The sequence below is a fragment of the Aquimarina sp. AWH4_224 genome (assembly GCF_056160245.1).
In genome coordinates, this window is sequence record NZ_JBSWWU010000007.1 from 201,020 (window position 1) to 220,615 (window position 19,596).

Below are 19,596 nucleotides of genomic sequence, written 5' to 3' on the forward strand. Positions count from 1 at the left end.
CCAAGTCACAGCTTATAACCCATAATCCAGTGGTAGTAATCTTGCCACCTTTTGATTGGTCATTTCTCCATTAAAAAGGATCTTCTCGGTGTCCGAAAAATTCCCCAGACCATCAATCAAAAAGTGATCATTTACATTAAAAATAAGATCCGTTCTATGCTTATTCTTAAACAACACGGTAGTACGCTTATGAAGTGGGTACACTTTGGCAAATCCGGGTTCTTTTTCAACCTTAAAAACTCGGTCAACTTGTGTTTTTAAACCTTTGCGGTACACATCAAACTTATTTTGATCAAGTGTGCCTGTTGCCAGGGATCTCATGAAATGTAATCGTGATCCTTTATAGGCATTCTGGCGTCTTTTATTCAGTGCTTTGCTCTCTTCATCAAAAGCCTTAAAATAACTGGTTCCCGCCACATAGAATCCTTTTACAATTTCTCCTCGGTTAAACTTGATTTCAAAACTGACTAAGTTATAGACAATATTATATCCTAATTGATCATTTTTGATATTGATAGGAACATTTGCGCTGGCATAAAGCGTTTGTTCCCCATAATTATAGTACAACCGAATAGCATCTTCGTTAAGAATCTTACACGTCTTTTGATCCTTTTTATCCCCAATAAAATAAGCTCTAAAATAGTTGAGTTTCTTTTCGCGACTCCAATCATCATTTTGCAAGAACACTGGATCGAGCTCTTCCAGCTTTTTTTCCATTTGAACTGAGAGAGCGTCATCGGGTAAGACTGATGATGTCTTCAAATATATAGATTCATACCCTAGATAAGCAATGGTAACCTGAGCATCTCTGGGTTGATTTTCTAGATCCAAAGTAAACGCTCCTGAAGCATTGGTTACCGTTCCGGTGGTCGTACCGTCTATATAGATCACAACCCCTTCTAGCGGAGCTTTGGTTGCTTTATCCAAAACTACTCCTGTTAGCGTTTCAGCTTGGCTAAACACAAGTAGTGGAAAAATCAAAAGTACCATGCTTATGTACTTCTCCACTTCTTGTATTTTTATCTTATCGATCACCGTTCTTAAAATACTTCTGTTCTAGTTCTGCCTGGAACTCTTCCATCACCGGTTTTACGGTACTATCAGGAAGATCTGCAATTCGGATATACATCAAACCATCTACAGCATTGTTAAATAGCGGATCCACATTAAAGGAGACTACTTTTGCATTTTGTTTGATGTACTTTTTGATCAACACGGGAATTCGAAGACTTCCCGGTTCGACCTCATCGATAATTTTATCAAACTTATTGAGGTCACTTTTACTCTCATCGAATACAAAATCCTTGTCGGCGTCCTTCAGTTTTACCTTAAACTCTTTTTTAGGTCGTACATACTGTGCTACATAAGGATCATAGTAGTGGGATTTCATAAACTCGATCATCAACGACTTAGAGAAGTTACTGAACTTATTACTGATACTCACCCCACCAATGAGGTATTTATGTTCTGGAAAACGAAGGGTACAATGCACAATTCCTTTCCAAAGTAAAAACAAAGGCATAGGACGTTGCTGGTACTCTTTGATGATAAATGCTCTACCCATTTCGATAGATTGGCTCATCATTTTATGCAATTCGGGTTCGAATCGAAATAAGTCTTGCAGATAAAATCCATCAATCCCAAAATTAGCATAGATCTTGGCACCCATTCCCATACGATAGGCTCCCGCCAGTCTTTTGGCACCATTATCCCACAAAAACATGTGGTGGTAATAGTCATCAAACTTATCCAGATCGATCGAATTGTTGGTCCCCTCTCCTATTTCTCTAAAGGTGATCTCTCGCAATCGACCTATCTCATTTACAATATTTGGGATGTCTTTTTTCTGTGCTAGAAAAACTTCATAGTTCTTACTGAGTAATAACCGCTTATCATTTTCTCTACAAAACTCGAGTTCGGCTTCAATAACTTGCGAATTTCCTTCTCCCGCAATTTCTTTGGGAGATTTAGGTATTTTTAAGTTAGGTATGGATTCGCGTAATGTCTTTTTCTCATACGGATTAGCCAGCATATAGGTTTTTTTACGCAAGAAGTTCGTAAAATCCTCTAGATCTGTATGCTCTTCCTGATCTTTTACCGAAATTGGATTACCGATACGCACTTTTATGGTCTTGCCATCTTGCGAGAACAACTCACTAGGCAATTTGGCAGTTCTAAGTGAGCCACTTATGGATGCCAAACGATAAAACAACCTACTATTGCGAGCATGAAAATAAATTGGGATTACCGGCACTTTTGCTTTTTGCACCAAACGCATTGCACTGGGTTCCCAGGCTTTATCGACATAATTCTTTCCTTCTTTTTTGGTGGATACCTCTCCTGCAGGAAATATCCCTAGCGGCCTACCTTCTCGGATATGCATTATCGCTTCTTTGATCCCGGTATGACTCGATTTTGCATCTTTTCTATCCTCAAAAGGATTAACCGGCATTACAAAAGGTTTCAACGGCTTGAAATTATGTAGCAAGAAGTTGGCAATAATCTTATAATCCGCTCGATGCTCAATCATTAATTTTAACAACAATATACCATCGAGTCCTCCTAATGGATGGTTGGATAATGTAATAAAAGATCCGTCCTTGGGCAATCTACGCAAGTCTTCTTCGGGAATCTCATATTTTACACCATACATGTCGAGTACCCCGGTAAGAAATTCTAATCCCTCGAGATGCTTGACACTATCATAGTGCCTATTAACGGCAGATACACGGGTAACTTTTAATACCACCCAACCGATAAAGGTTCCTATAAAACCCAGTTTATCTAGTTTAAGACCCGTGGCTACCTCTTTTGCTGTGACTATAGGCATTCATTATAATTTGTGATAACCGCAAATATAGCAAAATCCATGAATTGATAGCCCTACTCTTTGGCTACCATTTGATAGGTTTCTCTAGTAATTTGCTTTAACAAAATGTCTTTATTCTTCTCTAAAGACGTAATCGCTTGATCTGTAAAATGACGAATGGTATACAAAGCAACACCAGTATTGTAGGTAACTTTAAATTTTGCTTTTAGGGTAGAAAGCACTTTCTCAAAATGATGGAATTTGTCGTCCAAGCATACCGAGAAACTAATCGCTGAATTTTGAATCAAATCTACTTTGATATGATACTGATGAAATAACTTAAAAATCTCGCTAATATTGTCTTCTACAATAAATGAAAAATCCAGTGAAGAAAGGGATACTAAGATCTGATTTTTCTTAACAATATAGCAAGGGATATAGGGATCCAAAGGTTGCCCCTTTTTTACAGAGGTGCCATCAGCCTTTGGGTTTAAAAACGATTTTACATACAGAGGGATTTCTTTGCGTTGCAAAGGCTGGATTGTTTTGGGATGTATTACAGATGCTCCATAAAATGCCAACTCTATAGCTTCGCTATAAGATACTTGGCGCAATAACTTGGTTTTGTCGAATACTCTGGGATCCCCATTTAATACTCCAGGAACATCTTTCCAGATGCTTACACTATTCGCTCCAAGACAATAAGCAAAAATCCCAGCGGTATAATCACTCCCTTCTCGCCCAAGTGTGGTGGTAAAATTATTAGCGTCTGATGCGATAAATCCCTGAGTAACACTCAAGGCATTTCGATCCACTTTATCTCGAATGATTTGTTGCGTGCGTTCCCAATCTACGGTAGCATCTCGATAGGTAGTATCGGTTTTGATAAGCTCACGAGCATCTATCCATTGGTTGTCAAATCCCTGATCGGCCAGGTATTCGCTAATGATTGTTGTAGAGATCAACTCTCCATAACTGATCACCTGATCATAGATATAATCGTATTGTTTGGATTTGTTACGATCTAGGGTGGTTTGCAAATCGGTAAACAGTGCCTGTGTTTTTTGATAGATTGGATGTTGTTTATTCTCAAAAAGCGCATCGACAATATCAAAGTGATAGCGGTGCAAGTCGATCATTTGTGTTTTTAGTTCGGGCTCTTGTTGCAGATAGGATGCCACAATCTGCTCAAGGGCATTGGTTGTTTTACCCATAGCAGATACTACCACTACTAATTGCTCATGCCCTGTTTGCTTAAGTACCGTAGCAACATTTTTTACGCCATCGGCATCCTTTACCGATGCACCCCCAAACTTAAAAACCCTCATGCACCTTTTAGTTTTTGTTTACAAAGGCGTGCAGTCCTTGCTCATCCATTTGCACTACCTGCCATCCTTCGAGGATACGGGCACCACTTCTTTCGTAAAACTTGACAGCCGGAGTATTCCAATCGAGTACATTCCATTCTACACGTCGTACCCCCTGTTCTTTTGCATATTGCATCACCTGAGTGTATAACGCCATCCCAATACCCGTACCTCGCATAGATTCTCTTACGATCAGATCTTCAAGATGTACGGTACGACCTTTCCAGGTAGAGAAACGAAAATACACCAATGCAATCCCAACAATTCCTTGATCTGCAGTTTCTGCAACAAAGCAATGAAACAAAGGATGCGCTCCAAAACCTTCTCTAGTAAGGTCTTCGACAGTAACCTCGACCGCTTCGGGTTCTTTTTCAAAATCAGCCAATTCCTGGATCAAATCCAGTACCTGTGGCATATCCTGGGCAGTAGCCTCTCTTATCGTATAGCTCATAGAAAAAAAGTTTATCAAAACTATAAAATATGTTAGAGAAACCAGACAATTTTCTAATGTTATACGCCCGCAAGTTTAATTTTTGTAATTCGTACCAAAGTTTAAGAATTTAAATTGACGAAAACGATATAGTTGCTTAAAAAATAATACTTTTGCAGCATAAAAACACACCTTAAATGACACGCAAGAACCAAACCTTAGGAGAATTTATTATTGAAAACCAAAAGGACTTTCCGTATGCCAGTGGTGAGTTGTCTCGTTTGATCAACTCGATTCGATTGGCTGCAAAAATGGTGAATCACGAGGTAAACAAAGCAGGTTTGGTAGACATTACTGGTGCGGTGGGCGAGACCAATGTACAAGGTGAAGATCAGCAAAAACTAGATGTTTTGGCCAACGAAACCTTTATCAATACACTTACGAATCGTGAGATCGTTTGTGGGATCGCTTCTGAAGAAAATGATGAGTTCATCACCATCAAAGGGCAAAAAAATGACCACCGCAACAACTATGTAGTGCTTATGGATCCTTTGGATGGTAGTTCTAATATTGATGTTAACGTATCGGTAGGAACGATCTTTTCGATCTATCGTCGTGTGACCCCATCAGGTACTCCGGTAACTATCGAAGACTTTTTACAGCCAGGTAACCTTCAGGTTGCTGCTGGATATATTATTTATGGTACTTCTACCATGTTGGTATATACTACTGGAAATGGTGTAAATGGTTTTACGTTGAATCCAGCACTAGGAACATATTACCTATCTCATCCTAATATGACCTTTCCTGAGGATGGAAATATCTACTCGGTAAACGAGGGGAACTATGTACATTTCCCACAGGGTATCAAGGATTATATCAAATATTGCCAGGAAGAAAAAGACGATCGCCCTTATACCTCTCGATATATTGGATCGTTAGTAAGTGATATTCATCGTAACATGATTAAAGGCGGTGTGTATTTATACCCAAATACTGCCAAATCACCAAATGGAAAGCTACGGTTGTTGTACGAATGTAATCCTATGGCCTTTATTGCCGAGCAAGCCGGAGGTAAAGCCAGCGACGGTTTCCGAAGAATATTAGACATCAAACCTACAGAACTACACGAGCGCACCCCTTTTGTTTGCGGTAGTAAAAATATGGTAGAAAAAGTAGAGTCTTTTATGCAAAAATAGTATTGCAACCCCTTGCATTTTGCACCCTATCAAGGAATCAATAATAATTGTATATTTGCGCCACCCCTAATAAACCTTCAGCCCAAAAGGCACATAACGTATCACTCGTTCTTTTTGCTAAAAAGAAAATGTAAAAAACCGTATTTTAACATTTACGCCCCAGACCTCTTGTTTTTAAGGTTTTTATGTTAAATTTACGGATAGGTGAATTATAAACTAATAAATCAGCTCAAAAATGGCCAAAAACAATAAAGCTGTACAAGAAAAAGAAGAAGTTGTAAATGATCCTTCTTCAAAAATAGAAGCGATAAAGAATCTTATTTTTGGGGATAACATTGCCGCCTATAATTCTGAATTTGAAATAGTCAAAAAAGACATTCTTTCCAAAAAGAAAGAACTGGAAGGTTTTATAGAGGACACGCGTAACGAATTGAATCAAGCGATTGATAATCTAAGTACTGATATTAACATTCGTCTTACCGAGCTTGAAGATAAGTTGGCAGACAAAGCCGAGACGCTAGACGCCCAAAAAGTAGATAAAAAAACATTGGGAGATCTACTGATCACGCTAGGAGAAAATATTCAACAAAAGTAATCCCATCTGTCCAAGATTATGGAAGAGCAGGATAAACTAAAACTTCTTAAGGAACTTCTCCTTACCGAGGAAAAGGAGTTTGCGGATTCTATTGCTCAAAAAGTTGAAGAACTGAACAAGATTGTACATCAAAAGCAGGAACTATCGTATAAAGTAGATCCTATTATCGATGACAAGCTCGAAGAATTTGTAGAAGAAATCCCGAAAACCCTAGGGCCAACGATTACCCAAACCCTAAAAGAAGAAATCAAAAACTCGCAAGATGCGGTGGTAGAGGCCTTGTTCCCAATCATTGGTAAAATGATCAAAAAGTATATCGCTCACGAGATGCGATTGCTAAGCGAGAACATCAGCCGACAAACCAAAAAGGCCTTTTCTTTCAAAAACTGGTTTCGACGCACCAAGGCCCGTGCTCAAGGGGTGAGCGAAGGAGATCTTGTACTATCTGATTATGCCAAACCCCGATTGATCCAGATGTTTGTAGTAGAAAAACATTCGGGTATCTTGATTGCCGATTACAGTCCTATGTCCGAAGGGACCATCGACAAAGAAATGGTAGCCGGAATGCTAACCGCCATCAAGAGCTTTGTAGAAGATGCTTTTGAAGGTGGAGATCAAAACCTGGAGCTGATCGAATACGAATTATACACCATACATATCCAGAATTTTTATTCTTATTACATTGCAGCTGTAATCTCGGGTGCGTATTCGATGATGTTTAAAGAAGTGCTAGAAGATCAATTGCTAGAATTTGCTCAACGACATATATCGAATAGAGATTTGGAAAACAGCGCCCTTTTCACTAAAAAACTTAAAAAATATTTTGCAGATGACATTGTCTAAAAAAGTTGTGCTTTTAGGACACTTCGGTGTTGGTAAAACGTCATTATTTCGCCGTTTTGTCGACAACGAATTTTCAGAAGAATATAAAGTAACGCTCGGCGTACAAATCAAAAAGAAAGTGGTTGCTCTGCCCGACGGCAGAGAGCTATCGATGATCATGTGGGATACCGAAGGGCATTCTGACAGCGTTGAAGACACCCGTAAATCCTACCTACTAGGATCACATGCCTTTATCTATGTATTTGATATTACCCGAGAGGAAACCTATAAACACTTGAATCAGGATCTGGAATATTTGACAAAAAACTACGCCAAGGTCATTACTAAGGTGATTGGTAATAAACTGGATCTGGTAAAAGAAAAAGACGCTGTCGCCCACCTAAAAGAAGAAAACATCCCTTTTGATTGTTTAACCAGTGCCAAAACCAATAAAAACGTACAGGATTTCTTTTCAGAACTTGCTGTAGCCATTACCCAGTAACACCGATGAAAAACGATACCCTCCCATTACAGTATCATCAACAGGTTCAGGTAACCTCTGTTTCGTATCAGGGGATAATCGAGAATACCGATGCTACCCTTTTTGACTGGAAAAAAGGAACTTCTATTTTTGATGCGCATCCTTTCTTTGAGATGCTACGCAGCTTTATGGAAACCCCAGGAACCGAAGCGCTTCAGTTTCCTTGTATCCATATCGAAAATGGCAAAGATGATTTGATTTGTGACGTATCGATACAGATCAATCCCGATATCATTACTGTGATCCTCTTTGACTATACCACAAAATACAGAGAGGTCAATCAAATTGCGCAACAAAAAAACGAATCTATACTACGAAGCCGGCAGCTTGAATTGAACAACCAGTACCTGCTCGAGAAAGAAGCTTTTAAAAACAGTTTTATTGCGAATATCAATCACGAGATACGCACACCACTTACCAGCATTCTGGGGTTTGTAGAAGTGCTTGAAAAGACCAAGCTTTCTTTTGAACAGGAAGAACTGGCTCGTATCATCAAACGAGAAAGCAAGCATTTGAACGCCCTGATCGATGACATGATCGATATTTCGAAAATCGAGTCGGGAACCTTAAAGATCGTACAAGAACGGTTCTCATTCGCGGAATTGATCCGTGGATTTGAAGAAACCTATAATAAAGTAGCCGAAGAAAAAGGAATTGCTTTTGAAAGCGATATCGAAGACAGCATACAAGAATACCTGATCGGGGATCGTACCCGCGTATATCAGATCCTGAATAATTTATTAAACAACGCTTTTAAGTTTACCGAAGAAGGGAAAGTATCCTTTACCGTTTCCAAAAACTACCAGCGTACCAACAAGCTGAGTCTTACTTTTAAGATCGAAGATACTGGTTTTGGTATTTTGGAAGAAAACATCCCCCATCTGTTTGAGCGTTTTACACGTTTTCAGCAAGACAAGCAGATCTCAGGTACAGGATTGGGACTAGCGATTGTAAAAAACCTGGTCGATCTACAAAACGGAGAAATCAAAGTAGAAAGTACCCCAGATCAGGGCACTACTTTTATTGTAAAGCTTCCGTTTAAGTTTGAAGTGACCAAAAAGACCGCTCCAGAACGTAAAAAGAAAAAATACACACTACCGGATACTAAAAAGAAATTTAGAATCCTGGTGGTAGAAGACGAAGAAATCACACAATACCTGATCATGAAGGTACTGATCACCCAAGGGACCTTTTTTGTGGATATTGCAATTAATGGCGAAGAGGCGATTAGCTATCTAGAGCGCCGTGCCTATGATTTGATCCTGATGGATTTGTCGACCTCTAAACTTGATGGTTTCCAGACTACACATATGATCCGTAATAATTATGGGGATAAGTTTATCTCGCAAATCCCGATAATTGGGTTTTCGGGCAGGGCTGATGAAAATGCACGTGATAAATGCATTCGATCCGGGATGGATGATTTTATCGCCAAACCCTTTGAGCAAGAAGATCTGATTTATAAAATCACCAAACAGATAGCAAAAAAGGCAGCCGATTAGGCCGCCTTTTTTATTTTGGTTGGTGTGGTTGTATATCGTATAGATGGTTATTATCTATTCATGTTTTTGATCTGTTCTACAAAGTCATCACCGTCTACTCCCTGATCTACCAAGGTAAGCGCTTTGTCTACCACATACTTTGCATTTTCGGTACGGAATCCTAAACCGATACATAGTTTTTCCAGCAATTCTACCTGATCGTCTCCTTTGATATGATCTGCATATACCATTCTTGCCAGATCAAACAAACGCTCTAACCTACGGTTATAATCTGCCGGTGGATTGATCGGGTGCAACTGATAGTTTTTAAGAATCTCTTTATAATCGTTTTCAGAAATATCGAGGTTGCGTGCTAATCGATCTAAGAAGGCTCTCTCTTCATCGGTGATCACACCGTCGCTCATGGCTACTCTAACGATGGCTGCAAAATGGTCCTGATTTCGTTTCTGGAACCCACTATCAAATAAATCAGATATTGACATCATGTACTTTGGTTTAATTTGCCGCAAATATAGTTAAACTCTACACCTTTTAAAATAGAAGCCTCTGCTTTTTTTGGTTACCACTAATCGAATGCAAAAATAGCCCCTTTTTGCTTGATCGACAGCAATCTTACCATTCGTCTACAGCAAATCGGGTTTGGGCCCAAACCAACCGTTTTTGGGGATAGAAGGCCTACTTTTATACCATAAGAAATAAAAAACGGTTCGTGGCTGATGAAACATAAAGTAAGTAACCGGGAGTTGCCTCTAAAAAGAAACATAAGCCCACCTAAACATATTGATCTTAAGATCGCATATCGTCAACCAAAAACAGCCACTAGATAAGTGCCTGTTTGTTTTTAGGGGTACTTCAAAAGTACCTCCTCCCTACTTGTTGTACTACCCCTATCCAGTATTGACAGTGGGTACCCCTACTGCAAACAGAAGTGCATCCTGTGTTGAACACAAGTGCAACCTCTGTTTTAGCTTCGATTCACTTCTGATTACACTACGCTTAGCTTCTGTTTGAAGTACCCTTTGGTGAGTTTTTGACTACAGATAGGTACTCCCTATAGTACCCCAAACGAATCTTGCATCAGAGAAAGGGTACTTATAGCAGTACCCCTACCCTGTTCTATAAGTACCTTATTTGGCAAGTTTTTGAGGTGTGTTTGGTCATTTTCGTAGACAAAAAAAGCCAATAATACTATGTTGCTGGCTTTTGTATTTCTTTACTGTGTGGATTTGCAATCCGTTCAGCGGGATTTAATTATCACCTCGGTTTTAGCAACCATATCGCCTATCCTTTTTTTGGCAATAAGAAGAACAATGCCTTCTATTGGCCATAAAAAAACGGTTACATTTCTTAGTATTTTTTGCCCAATGCTTGGTTTATTCTTATTTTGATTGACTAAACGAAGCTTGAGTATTTTTTTACCTAATGATCCAGATGGAGTTAGAACATCTCTGATCAATATTACCGCAAAACCAATATAAGCTGGATATTGCCTATAATTATCTGAAAAAACAAACCCTAATACTATTGATAGCAAGGCAACAAACATTACATCAATTAAAAATCCCAAAATTCTTTTCAAAATAACCTCCATAAATAATTAGTTGTTTATTGTTGATCACGTGGATTACAAATCTCTATTATCATCTATTATTTTTTACCAAAAGAACTTGTTTATTGACCTCGATATCATTCTTCTTTACATAATCTTGAAAACATCTTACACAGGCCACAGGATCTGAGCTGATTTTAGAAAACTCCTCTTCAAAAGATTCAAGATGCATTGCATTGATAAAATTGGTAATATCATCACTTTTGGAAAAATAATGAACTAAGTCTTCATCCAGTGCTTCAACTCTAAATATCGCCATTATTACATCATCTTTACTATCTTTCAAGAAGGATTGATGCAAGTTCCTACTCATTTGGAATATTGAACTTCTTCCATGTTTTTCACATATAATTAATCCCATGCTATAGGTTTTCTAGATATTTATTTAGATAATTCACTTATTCATATTCTTCCAATTCTTCCTCTAGTTCTTGTTTTAAAGTTTCTCCCTTCAAAACCAGAGCCTCTCTGTCTTTATTATAAAAGATTCCAAAATAAACATCTTCTAAACCAGGATCATCCATAAACTCTTTAATAAAAGTGTAAACAGAAATTGATCGTGGTTTCGCTCCCATCTCTTTATGTTCTTCAAAAGCACAAAAATCTGCTAAATCTTTGTGAGGCCATAAAGGAAAAACTTTATCTCCCTCTAGGTCTTCAAAAATAACCCAGTCATTATCATTAACTGCTAACCCCCAAATTTCTTCAAAATCTGCACAATAACGCACAAAATATTCAACACGTTCTTCGTTTCTTAATTTTAATAAATTTTCTATTTGTTTTGGATGCATGATTCTAATGTTTTCTATGACCGTATAGATTTTTCGGAAACTAAACTGAAAGAGTAAAACTAGGATTATCTATTTTTATAAAACCATCTTTTTCAACAAAGGATATACCTTTGCTACTCAAATAATCTTTAATCTCTAAAGAATAATCTATAGTTTTTGGAGGAATCAATCTCCCAACCACGACTTCTTCAAAAGGATGTATTTCTAACCATCGCCATTGACTAATTTTGATAGGGCTAATATGTTCCGGTTCAAAATAACCTTTGGTAGGGAAATTTAAATAGCACCCCAATTCCGATACTTCATACCCTGGATCATAAAACCAGTTAAATCTAATACGACATCTTTTTTCTGATATTAACCGACTTATCTCTTCTAACATATTCTAAAATTTATACCGAATAAACAAGTTATCTGGATCATGAATTCGTATTGCATGCTATCAAATTGTTTTATGGAATGACATTCGTTAATTCAAAAACATTTTTAATATTTTCCTTTTCTGAAAGCCCAAAAAAACTTTTCATTTCACTGCTTGTGATACTTGATTTTATAAATATAACGGCATTGTATCCCTTTACCAATTCTTCACTAGGTTTAGACAATATTTCGACATATTGAATTGTAAAACTCCCCTTTAGTACAACACTATCTTCTTTTGTATCATACAGGTATTGAAAAGAAGTGCCAACAGGAATATTACTTTCTAGAATTCCTGTATAAAAAGCGATATCACTATCTCTTTTTCTAAGTATAGTCTCGTCAACTTCTAGGATATCTAACACTGGTATCTTGTGTTTCATACTGTTAATTACTATTTATAAAAAAGCTAAAAGATATTATGTTAAGGTATACCTTACAAACCATTACTATCAGGTAAATGGCTCATTAAAAACAAAAGCATTGTCTCCTTCTGCCCAATAAATTATATCCCTCCAATCTTGAATTGCCGCATCTATATTCGATTTAAGTTTGGTTAGGTCTCCACCAGACAAGTGAATAATACATCGGGTTACTCTAGGGCTCAAACCTTAATTTTCTTCAAATTGTTGGATCATCGTAATCGCTTTATCTGCTATATCTCCAAAATCTCTTTCTATTCTAGTCTTTATATCGAGTTCCATGTTTTGCTGTTATTACTATGCAATATCGTGATCATTTTATAATCTTATATCTTATTGACATTAGTTTGTAACTAATACCACACACAAAGCTAAACCAACTATATAAAAATACAACAAGCCAGTAATACTATGTTACTGGCTTTTGTATTTCTTACTTGTGTGGATTACAAATCCGAGATATAGCGTTTGTTTTACTTTACTAGAAAAGGCTTTTAAAAAGTCCTGCTGAATAAGATATCAATGAAAGCCCATTAAGAACTATACTTATCATGCTTATTGTTCTTTGGACGTTTCTTTTGATTCCGAGATAACTGGTAATTATTCCAAGTACCATTAAAATCATACTAAAAACTACTTTAAAAATTGGGTTTATATTTATAGATAAGTTTTTATCTAATTGAATAAACCCAAAATATATTATAAAGAATAAAATTGATAAGTACCCAAATTTATACTTCATTTTGTTAATGAAATTTTATTTAATAATTGTTTTTTATGTAGTCATGATTCAGTTATTCAACTTAAACTACCTCCTAGATTATGAATTTGCAATCCATGTAATCTAATAAATTGCTATTCTATTTTTCCATTAAAACATGATATTTGTTCATGCTTAGATAAATCCACAAGTACCTTTTTGTCATTTGATGAAATACTCCAAAAATAAGAATCATATACACTTACCTTTAGATTAATCTTTTTTAAAGATGAAAAAGTCTGAAAAGTACCGCTTTCCGTTTGTCCTATGAATTGAGCAAATTTTAAAAAATCCTTGTAACTGACAATCAATTTAGCATTCCTAATTCCTTCTTCCAAAAAGCTTACAATATTTTGGTTTATATTTTCATAAGTAAAATTCACATCGTTATACTCATAATCTAATAGTTCAAATACAAAATCATCCGTTTCAAAAACACTTTCAAAAACATTAAGTAATTCTAATAAGTCAAAGTCTATTTTACTTTCCGTTGTTGAAAAAACCAAGTTTTTATTAGTAGTCATATCTTTCCTTCTTTTGTCGCTTTCGCTGGCGCAAGTTTGCAACTTGTGCCCAAGTTTACAACTAGTACCCTGCACAAAACTAGACAAGTCATCTAAAAATACAACAAGCCAGTTTCAAAAAATGAAACTGGCTTGTTGCTTTGTATCTTACTCTTACCCGGCACTAGTCACAGACTAGCGCTAACGAGGGTCTATTTTACTTTCCGTTGTTGAAAAAATCAAGTTTTTATTAGTAGTCATATCTTTATTTTGTTGTCCGCATTACCTATCTGCTGGTGTTAGTCTGCTACTAATCTCCATTTAAAACTAGACAAATCATATAAAAATATAACAAGCTAGTTTCATTTTTTGAAACTGGCTTGTTGTTTTCTTACTTTCAACTTATCCAAAACCAATCATAGACCAGCGTGGCAATAAGGTTGTTAAAAAACTTAATCTATATTAAAGCCTTTTTTAACGATTATATCCCTTAGTTTCCTAATCTCATTTATAAGAATAGGGATATCTTGCTTAGCATTGGCAATAAAATCATAATCTTCTATTCTTGCTCCATCTATCTCTAAATCCTCTCCTCTATCATCTTCACTACCAGTCATAATAAAGTGTGAACCGCTACTATGGTCACGTCCTTCTACGCAAGCTTTCCATGGCCCGGAAGTTCCCGATGTACATCTTTTTTCAATCTCCAACAATTCTTTTTCACTAATTATTCTCATATTACTTTTGTTTTGCTGGGTTTTCTATAATTTTTATTAATTCAGATGCTGTTTTAGCATTCGGAATAGACATGGTAGCATGGTTTGGATTCGTTTCAATTGGTGAAGGAATTACATCACCTCCCGCTTTTCTTATATCACCGACAGTAGTCACCAGCTGGCGCAAGTTTGTAACTTGTGTCCCATTACATCTGTTTAGGTAGTCCTAATAAAACTCCATCACTATCAATTTGTAGTACAGTATGATCACCCTGATAATTTCTGGCACTACTATATTTCCAATCTACTGGATACGTTACAAAACCAGATACTACAGGATTGTTGTGAATATAATCAATCTTTTGTTTTATGACTTTATCGGTCCATAATTCTATGGGCTTATTGTGATGTTGCCAAAATTGATAGGTACTTACATTTCCTTTTTCTTTACCTGCCTTTTCAAACATCCACAATAACCATTCTTTTCTACTTTCCTGTGGATTATCTTGTATTGCTTGCACTACCTTTTTTGCTGTATGTTTTTTAAAATCTCTTATCAAACCTGAAGGGTCTTCAATGCCAGAACGAAAAACCAAATGAACATGACTGGACATAAAACAATAGGCATAGAGCTCCATCCCTTTCTCTTTTCTACAGTAATCTATACTATTAGCCAAGATCGATAAATACTTTTCTCTTATAAAGACATCTATCCAATAGACCGCAGCAAAGCTTACAAAGTATAAACCCGATTTGTTATGAAACTTATATTTTCTGCTCATATAAATCCAAAATACAACAAGCCAGTTTCAAAAAACGAAACTGGCTTGTGGTTTTGCATCTTACTCTTACCCTGCACTAGTTGCAAACTAGCGCTAGCGGGGGGCTTACGGTATTTGCATATTACTCTTACCCGGCACTAGTCACAGACTAGCGCTAGCGGGGGGGGGCTTACGGTATTTGCATATTACTCTTACCCGGCACTAGTCACAGACTAGCGCTAGCGGGGGACAATAAAAAAGCCAGTAATATCAATATTACTAGCTTTTTTTTATTTCTTAACCACACGGATTATTGGTTAAAATTTTTAAAGCATCTCTTTAAATTCGTACACTTTACTATTTTCTTTTAAATTATATTTTTTAGATTCTAAATCTACAGACTGGAAATCAATGGTTTCCGAAAAATCATATTGATGAGTTTCGTAAAACTTCATTGATTTAACATCAAAAGTAATTATTTTTTTCCAACCAGTTGCCGAATCGTAATATTCAAAAAAGTAATTATTTCCTTTTTTAAATTTAAACTCAAAATCATCATCATTAATTGAATAAACATCTTTCCAAGACAATAATTTATTATTCTTTGTGATATAAAGCACATTGATTACCGGGTCTGCTTTGAAATTATCACCTATTCTTTTATCATAATCCAATTTTATTAAATTATAACTGAAATTACTTAATTTATAAAGCTGAAAATATAAAATAGAACTATTTGGATACTCATCACCAATAACTTTATTGTGTTTAAGGAATTCTAAAGCATGATCCTTATCATTTGTTATAAATTCTTCAGAAAAACTACTTTCTTTCTCTTGCACGGCTGAATTGGTATTTACTTTCTCTGTTTCTCTTGCTGCCGAATCACTTTTTTTACATGCAACAAAACATGTTACAATAGCTATTGAAACCCATAAAATCTTAAAATTGTACATCATTTAATAATCTATTTCTTCTGTTATTATTAATTAGTTTTTCGCCATCATTACCATTTTCCTGTGTATTCTTAAAATCTTGAAACTCCAAAATTAAATCTCCACCTTTATTTCTAAAAATTTTTACTATCCCCGTACTACTTTGAGTCCCATTTTCATCTTGAGAAACAAATTTTACATCTTTATAGGCTATATTAGAATCCAACAATGAACTTTTTTTAAGAAATGGACTGTTCTCACTTCTTAATTCAGTACCTATTTCGAAATGCAAATGCTCATTAGCTCCAGATAAATTGCTTGCATTTCCTGTTATACCGGAGGTACCTATTTCTTCACCTGCTTTAACTTTATTACCCTCTTCTACCGTTGTACTATTCAAGTGCGCATAAAACGTATAAAAAAATCTTTTCTCTTCTTTAGTAACAGGAATCATGGTTCCGTCGGATCGAGTAATAAAACCTCCCGTTGGAATATGTCTTATATGTGTTGTTTTTATAGTTACATAATTTCCATAAGAACTACTTTCTCCTACAGCTATTACCTCCCTGCTAGCGCAAGTTTGTAACTTGTGTCCCATTACATCTGTTTAGGTAGTCCTAATAAAACTCCATCACTATCAATTTGTAGTACAGTATGATCACCCTGATAATTTCTGGCACTACTATATTTCCAATCTACTGGATACGTTACAAAACCAGATACTACAGGATTGTTGTGAATATAATCAATCTTTTGTTTTATGACTTTATCGGTCCATAATTCTATGGGCTTATTGTGATGTTGCCAAAATTGATAGGTACTTACATTTCCTTTTTCTTTACCTGCCTTTTCAAACATCCATAATAACCATTCTTTTCTACTTTCCTGTGGATTATCTTGTATTGCCTGCACTACCTTTTTTGCCGTGTGTTTTTTAAAATCTCTTATCAAGCCTGAAGGGTCTTCACTACCAGAACGAAAAACCAAATGAACATGACTAGGCATAAAACAATAGGCATAGAGCTCCATCCCTTTCTCTTTTCTACAGTAATCTATACTATTAGCCAAGATCGACAAATACTTTTCTCTTATAAAGACATCTATCCAATAGACCGTTGCAAAACTTACAAAGTATAAACCCGATTTGTTATGAAACTTACATTTTCTGCTCATACAAATCCAAAATACAACAAGCCAGTTTCAAAAAATAAAACTGGCTTGTGGTTTTGCATCTTACTCTTACCCTGCACTAGTTGCAAACTAGCGCTAGCGGGGGGAAGTTTGATTTTCTGCTTCAAAAGGAAATATTTTTTTTAATAAAACAGATAAACAGAATAATATTACCATATAGGCAATAAAAAACAAGGGTATAAAAACCCTTGTTTTTTTATTATCTATATTAAATCTGTTAAATTGATTACTTAAAAAATTAATAATCATTATAATCTAATGTATATGGTAATCGTTGATGTCTCCTAGTTACATCAGCAGGTCGTAAACCTAATGACTCTTTCATTGCTTTCTTCTTTCTACTAGAAAAAGTATTTCCACTACCATCAGGTTACGATGAATATATTCTATTTTTTGTTTAATAAAAAAAACAGCTACATTATAGTAGCTGTTTCTATATTTACCAATAGCTCTTACTCATACTGGGCACGGATTGCAAATCCGCGCTATCGGGCTTTCTAGTAGTTTTCTTTATAAAGTCCCACAACATTCTATAAGAATTCCTTTATTATAATGGCAGTAATTGTTAGACAATCCCCTACTTTTATATGTTTTAATTAGCTGTTTACTTTTTTCCAAGTTAACATTCTCCGTTTTAAGAATTGAAACCAAAACCAAATCATGTTCAGAATACAAAAGAATAAAACCATTTTTGGGATTAGAAACTACAATAGTAGATAAAATCAACTCTTCATTATATTTTTTTAATTCATTCAAAAGAGATTGATACCCAAAAACTTCTTTTTCTATATCAGCCGCTATTTTATTTTGAGTTTTTTCCCTTCTTGTGTAAGCAACAGTTAAATTTTTAACACTATTCCGGCTAGAGCTATTGATAATAATTTCTTCCTCTTTTAATACGCTTAAACATTCCCTAGCAAAGTTAGAATTACTACTTTCTAACATTTTAATTAATTCTTTAATTCTTTTATCCATATTCATTATAATATATTATTATCACCAGCTAGCGCAAGTTTGCAACTTGTGCCCCTTCACATCTATTTAGGTAATCCTAATAAAACTCCATCACTATCTATTTGTAGGATAGTATGATCACCCTGGTAGTTTCTGGCACTACTATATTTCCAATCTACTGGATACGTTACAAAACCAGATACTACAGGATTGTTGTGAATATAATCAATCTTTTGTTTTATGACTTTATCGGTCCATAATTCTATGGGCTTATTGTGATGTTGCCAAAATTGATAGATACTTACATTTCCTTTTTCTTTACCTGCCTTTTCAAACATCCACAATAACCATTCTTTTCTACTTTCCTGTGGATTATCTTGTATTGCTTGCACTACCTTTTTTGCTGTATGTTTTTTAAAATCTCTTATCAAACCTGAAGGGTCTTCAATGCCAGAACGAAAAACCAAATGAACATGACTGGACATAAAACAATAGGCATAGAGCTCCATCCCTTTCTCTTTTCTACAGTAATCTATACTATTAGCCAAGATCGATAAATACTTTTCTCTTATAAAGACATCTATCCAATAGACCGTAGCAAAGCTTACAAAGTATAAACCCGATTTGTTATGAAACTTATATTTTCTGCTCATATAAATCCAAAATACAACAAGCCAGTTTCAAAAAACGAAACTGGCTTGTTGTATTTTACTCTTACCCGGCACTAGGAAACTGACTTGTTACTTTGTATCTTTCTCGGCACTAGTCACAGACTAGCGCTAGCGGGTGTATCAAGTCCAACTAAACTCCCCCTTTTTCTTATAATTAATCAAATTATGAATCAATATTTTAGAAAAATACGCAGGATACAAAGAGTCTATTTGAAAAATAAGCTTCTCCTCTTTATTTCCATATAAAACTATCTTATTTGTCTTAGGCTGTATACCACCAATTGGTTTGACATTTTCTCTTTCAAATTCGTTCCCAAATCGGTTTATACTCTCAATTAATATTTCATTAAATTTAGAATCTAAAATTGAAATCACTCTATCAGTTGAAATTAAAACATAACTATTCTTAAGCCTACATTCAAGTAATGGTAGTTCGTTAAATTTTAATTCAACAGATTGATTTTCAAAACTTTTACCTTCTAAAAAAAGAATAGTATTCATCTCTTCATTGAATGTTCTCCACTTTTCATAAGGTTCATCTACAAGAGCTAATGTTCTTGTTAAAACTTCTTTTCTAAATAATTGAATTTCTTTCATT

The 19,596-nt window shown here is 35.6% G+C and carries 26 protein-coding genes; 5 read left to right on the forward strand and 21 right to left on the reverse strand.

Annotated features, from left to right (window positions below; all coding sequences use genetic code 11):
* Positions 1 to 12: 12 nt before the first annotated feature.
* From ACXAGJ_RS14970 to ACXAGJ_RS14985, 4 genes are read right to left on the reverse strand one after another with little or no spacing between them, the layout of a single operon-like run.
* Positions 13 to 1,008, reverse strand: coding sequence for a carboxypeptidase-like regulatory domain-containing protein (locus ACXAGJ_RS14970; RefSeq protein WP_474840960.1), 996 nt, complete (start codon positions 1,006 to 1,008; stop codon positions 13 to 15).
* Between the two features lie 16 nt (positions 1,009 to 1,024).
* Complete coding sequence (locus ACXAGJ_RS14975) at positions 1,025 to 2,830, reverse strand: GNAT family N-acyltransferase (protein WP_073321771.1); 1,806 nt, start codon at positions 2,828 to 2,830, stop codon at positions 1,025 to 1,027.
* A gap of 53 nt (positions 2,831 to 2,883) precedes the next feature.
* A complete protein-coding gene (locus ACXAGJ_RS14980; protein ID WP_474840961.1) occupies positions 2,884 to 4,137 on the reverse strand; it encodes an aspartate kinase in 1,254 nt (417 codons plus the stop codon).
* 7 nt (positions 4,138 to 4,144) lie between these two features.
* A complete protein-coding gene (locus ACXAGJ_RS14985; RefSeq protein WP_473284901.1) occupies positions 4,145 to 4,627 on the reverse strand; it encodes a GNAT family N-acetyltransferase in 483 nt (160 codons plus the stop codon).
* Positions 4,628 to 4,803: 176 nt separating this feature from the next.
* Between ACXAGJ_RS14985 and fbp the strand changes: the two genes are divergently transcribed.
* The 5 genes from fbp to ACXAGJ_RS15010 all read left to right on the forward strand — a co-directional run bounded on the left by fbp (position 4,804) and on the right by ACXAGJ_RS15010 (position 9,265).
* A complete protein-coding gene (gene fbp, locus ACXAGJ_RS14990) occupies positions 4,804 to 5,805 on the forward strand; it encodes a class 1 fructose-bisphosphatase (RefSeq protein ID WP_474840962.1) in 1,002 nt (333 codons plus the stop codon).
* Positions 5,806 to 6,040: 235 nt separating this feature from the next.
* Complete coding sequence (locus tag ACXAGJ_RS14995) at positions 6,041 to 6,400, forward strand: fructose 1,6-bisphosphatase (protein WP_073321781.1); 360 nt, start codon at positions 6,041 to 6,043, stop codon at positions 6,398 to 6,400.
* Between the two features lie 18 nt (positions 6,401 to 6,418).
* Positions 6,419 to 7,243 (forward strand): cell envelope biogenesis protein OmpA, encoded by an 825-nt coding sequence (locus tag ACXAGJ_RS15000; protein ID WP_473284897.1) that lies wholly within the window; start codon positions 6,419 to 6,421, stop codon positions 7,241 to 7,243.
* On the forward strand, positions 7,230 to 7,724 hold the full coding sequence (locus ACXAGJ_RS15005) for a GTP-binding protein (protein WP_473284895.1): 495 nt from the start codon (positions 7,230 to 7,232) through the stop codon (positions 7,722 to 7,724). The genes ACXAGJ_RS15000 and ACXAGJ_RS15005 overlap by 14 nt, the downstream gene beginning before the upstream one ends.
* A 5-nt stretch (positions 7,725 to 7,729) precedes the next feature.
* The gene (locus ACXAGJ_RS15010) at positions 7,730 to 9,265 is read left to right on the forward strand and encodes an ATP-binding response regulator (protein ID WP_474840963.1); all 1,536 of its coding nucleotides are present in this window, start codon (positions 7,730 to 7,732) and stop codon (positions 9,263 to 9,265) included.
* 50 nt (positions 9,266 to 9,315) lie between these two features.
* Here ACXAGJ_RS15010 and ACXAGJ_RS15015 read toward each other — a convergent pair whose 3' ends face one another.
* The 17 genes from ACXAGJ_RS15015 to ACXAGJ_RS15095 all read right to left on the reverse strand — a co-directional run bounded on the left by ACXAGJ_RS15015 (position 9,316) and on the right by ACXAGJ_RS15095 (position 19,595).
* Positions 9,316 to 9,747 carry a tellurite resistance TerB family protein gene (locus tag ACXAGJ_RS15015; RefSeq protein ID WP_073321792.1) on the reverse strand — a complete coding sequence of 144 codons (432 nt, stop codon included), beginning with the start codon at positions 9,745 to 9,747 and terminating at the stop codon, positions 9,316 to 9,318.
* A gap of 755 nt (positions 9,748 to 10,502) precedes the next feature.
* The gene (locus tag ACXAGJ_RS15020) at positions 10,503 to 10,856 is read right to left on the reverse strand and encodes an RDD family protein (RefSeq protein ID WP_474840964.1); all 354 of its coding nucleotides are present in this window, start codon (positions 10,854 to 10,856) and stop codon (positions 10,503 to 10,505) included.
* Positions 10,857 to 10,905: 49 nt separating this feature from the next.
* The gene (locus tag ACXAGJ_RS15025; RefSeq protein ID WP_474840965.1) at positions 10,906 to 11,235 is read right to left on the reverse strand and encodes a hypothetical protein; all 330 of its coding nucleotides are present in this window, start codon (positions 11,233 to 11,235) and stop codon (positions 10,906 to 10,908) included.
* A 37-nt stretch (positions 11,236 to 11,272) separates the two neighbouring features.
* The gene (locus tag ACXAGJ_RS15030) at positions 11,273 to 11,665 is read right to left on the reverse strand and encodes a DUF2750 domain-containing protein (protein WP_474840966.1); all 393 of its coding nucleotides are present in this window, start codon (positions 11,663 to 11,665) and stop codon (positions 11,273 to 11,275) included.
* Between the two features lie 40 nt (positions 11,666 to 11,705).
* On the reverse strand, positions 11,706 to 12,047 hold the full coding sequence (locus tag ACXAGJ_RS15035; protein ID WP_474840967.1) for a DUF6678 family protein: 342 nt from the start codon (positions 12,045 to 12,047) through the stop codon (positions 11,706 to 11,708).
* Positions 12,048 to 12,117: 70 nt separating this feature from the next.
* Positions 12,118 to 12,468, reverse strand: a complete 351-nt coding sequence (locus ACXAGJ_RS15040; RefSeq protein ID WP_474840968.1) for a hypothetical protein — start codon at positions 12,466 to 12,468, stop codon at positions 12,118 to 12,120.
* 69 nt (positions 12,469 to 12,537) lie between these two features.
* On the reverse strand, positions 12,538 to 12,693 hold the full coding sequence (locus ACXAGJ_RS15045) for a hypothetical protein (protein WP_474840969.1): 156 nt from the start codon (positions 12,691 to 12,693) through the stop codon (positions 12,538 to 12,540).
* A 669-nt stretch (positions 12,694 to 13,362) separates the two neighbouring features.
* Positions 13,363 to 13,791, reverse strand: a complete 429-nt coding sequence (locus ACXAGJ_RS15050; RefSeq protein WP_474840970.1) for a hypothetical protein — start codon at positions 13,789 to 13,791, stop codon at positions 13,363 to 13,365.
* A 431-nt stretch (positions 13,792 to 14,222) separates the two neighbouring features.
* On the reverse strand, positions 14,223 to 14,507 hold the full coding sequence (locus tag ACXAGJ_RS15055; protein WP_474840971.1) for a hypothetical protein: 285 nt from the start codon (positions 14,505 to 14,507) through the stop codon (positions 14,223 to 14,225).
* A gap of 1 nt (position 14,508) precedes the next feature.
* A complete protein-coding gene (locus ACXAGJ_RS15060) occupies positions 14,509 to 14,673 on the reverse strand; it encodes a hypothetical protein (protein WP_474840972.1) in 165 nt (54 codons plus the stop codon).
* Between the two features lie 19 nt (positions 14,674 to 14,692).
* Positions 14,693 to 15,268, reverse strand: a complete 576-nt coding sequence (locus ACXAGJ_RS15065) for a transposase (protein ID WP_474840973.1) — start codon at positions 15,266 to 15,268, stop codon at positions 14,693 to 14,695.
* A 305-nt stretch (positions 15,269 to 15,573) separates the two neighbouring features.
* Positions 15,574 to 16,206, reverse strand: coding sequence for a hypothetical protein (locus tag ACXAGJ_RS15070; RefSeq protein WP_474840974.1), 633 nt, complete (start codon positions 16,204 to 16,206; stop codon positions 15,574 to 15,576).
* Positions 16,190 to 16,780, reverse strand: coding sequence for a M23 family metallopeptidase (locus tag ACXAGJ_RS15075; protein ID WP_474840975.1), 591 nt, complete (start codon positions 16,778 to 16,780; stop codon positions 16,190 to 16,192). The genes ACXAGJ_RS15070 and ACXAGJ_RS15075 overlap by 17 nt, the downstream gene beginning before the upstream one ends.
* Positions 16,780 to 17,355, reverse strand: a complete 576-nt coding sequence (locus ACXAGJ_RS15080; protein ID WP_474840976.1) for an REP-associated tyrosine transposase — start codon at positions 17,353 to 17,355, stop codon at positions 16,780 to 16,782. Before ACXAGJ_RS15080 ends, ACXAGJ_RS15075 begins: the two co-directional genes overlap by 1 nt.
* A gap of 528 nt (positions 17,356 to 17,883) precedes the next feature.
* Positions 17,884 to 18,348 (reverse strand): hypothetical protein, encoded by a 465-nt coding sequence (locus tag ACXAGJ_RS15085; RefSeq protein WP_474840977.1) that lies wholly within the window; start codon positions 18,346 to 18,348, stop codon positions 17,884 to 17,886.
* A gap of 62 nt (positions 18,349 to 18,410) precedes the next feature.
* The gene (locus ACXAGJ_RS15090; protein ID WP_474840978.1) at positions 18,411 to 18,980 is read right to left on the reverse strand and encodes an REP-associated tyrosine transposase; all 570 of its coding nucleotides are present in this window, start codon (positions 18,978 to 18,980) and stop codon (positions 18,411 to 18,413) included.
* Positions 18,981 to 19,118: 138 nt separating this feature from the next.
* On the reverse strand, positions 19,119 to 19,595 hold the full coding sequence (locus tag ACXAGJ_RS15095; RefSeq protein WP_474840979.1) for a hypothetical protein: 477 nt from the start codon (positions 19,593 to 19,595) through the stop codon (positions 19,119 to 19,121).
* Position 19,596: the final 1 nt, after the last annotated feature.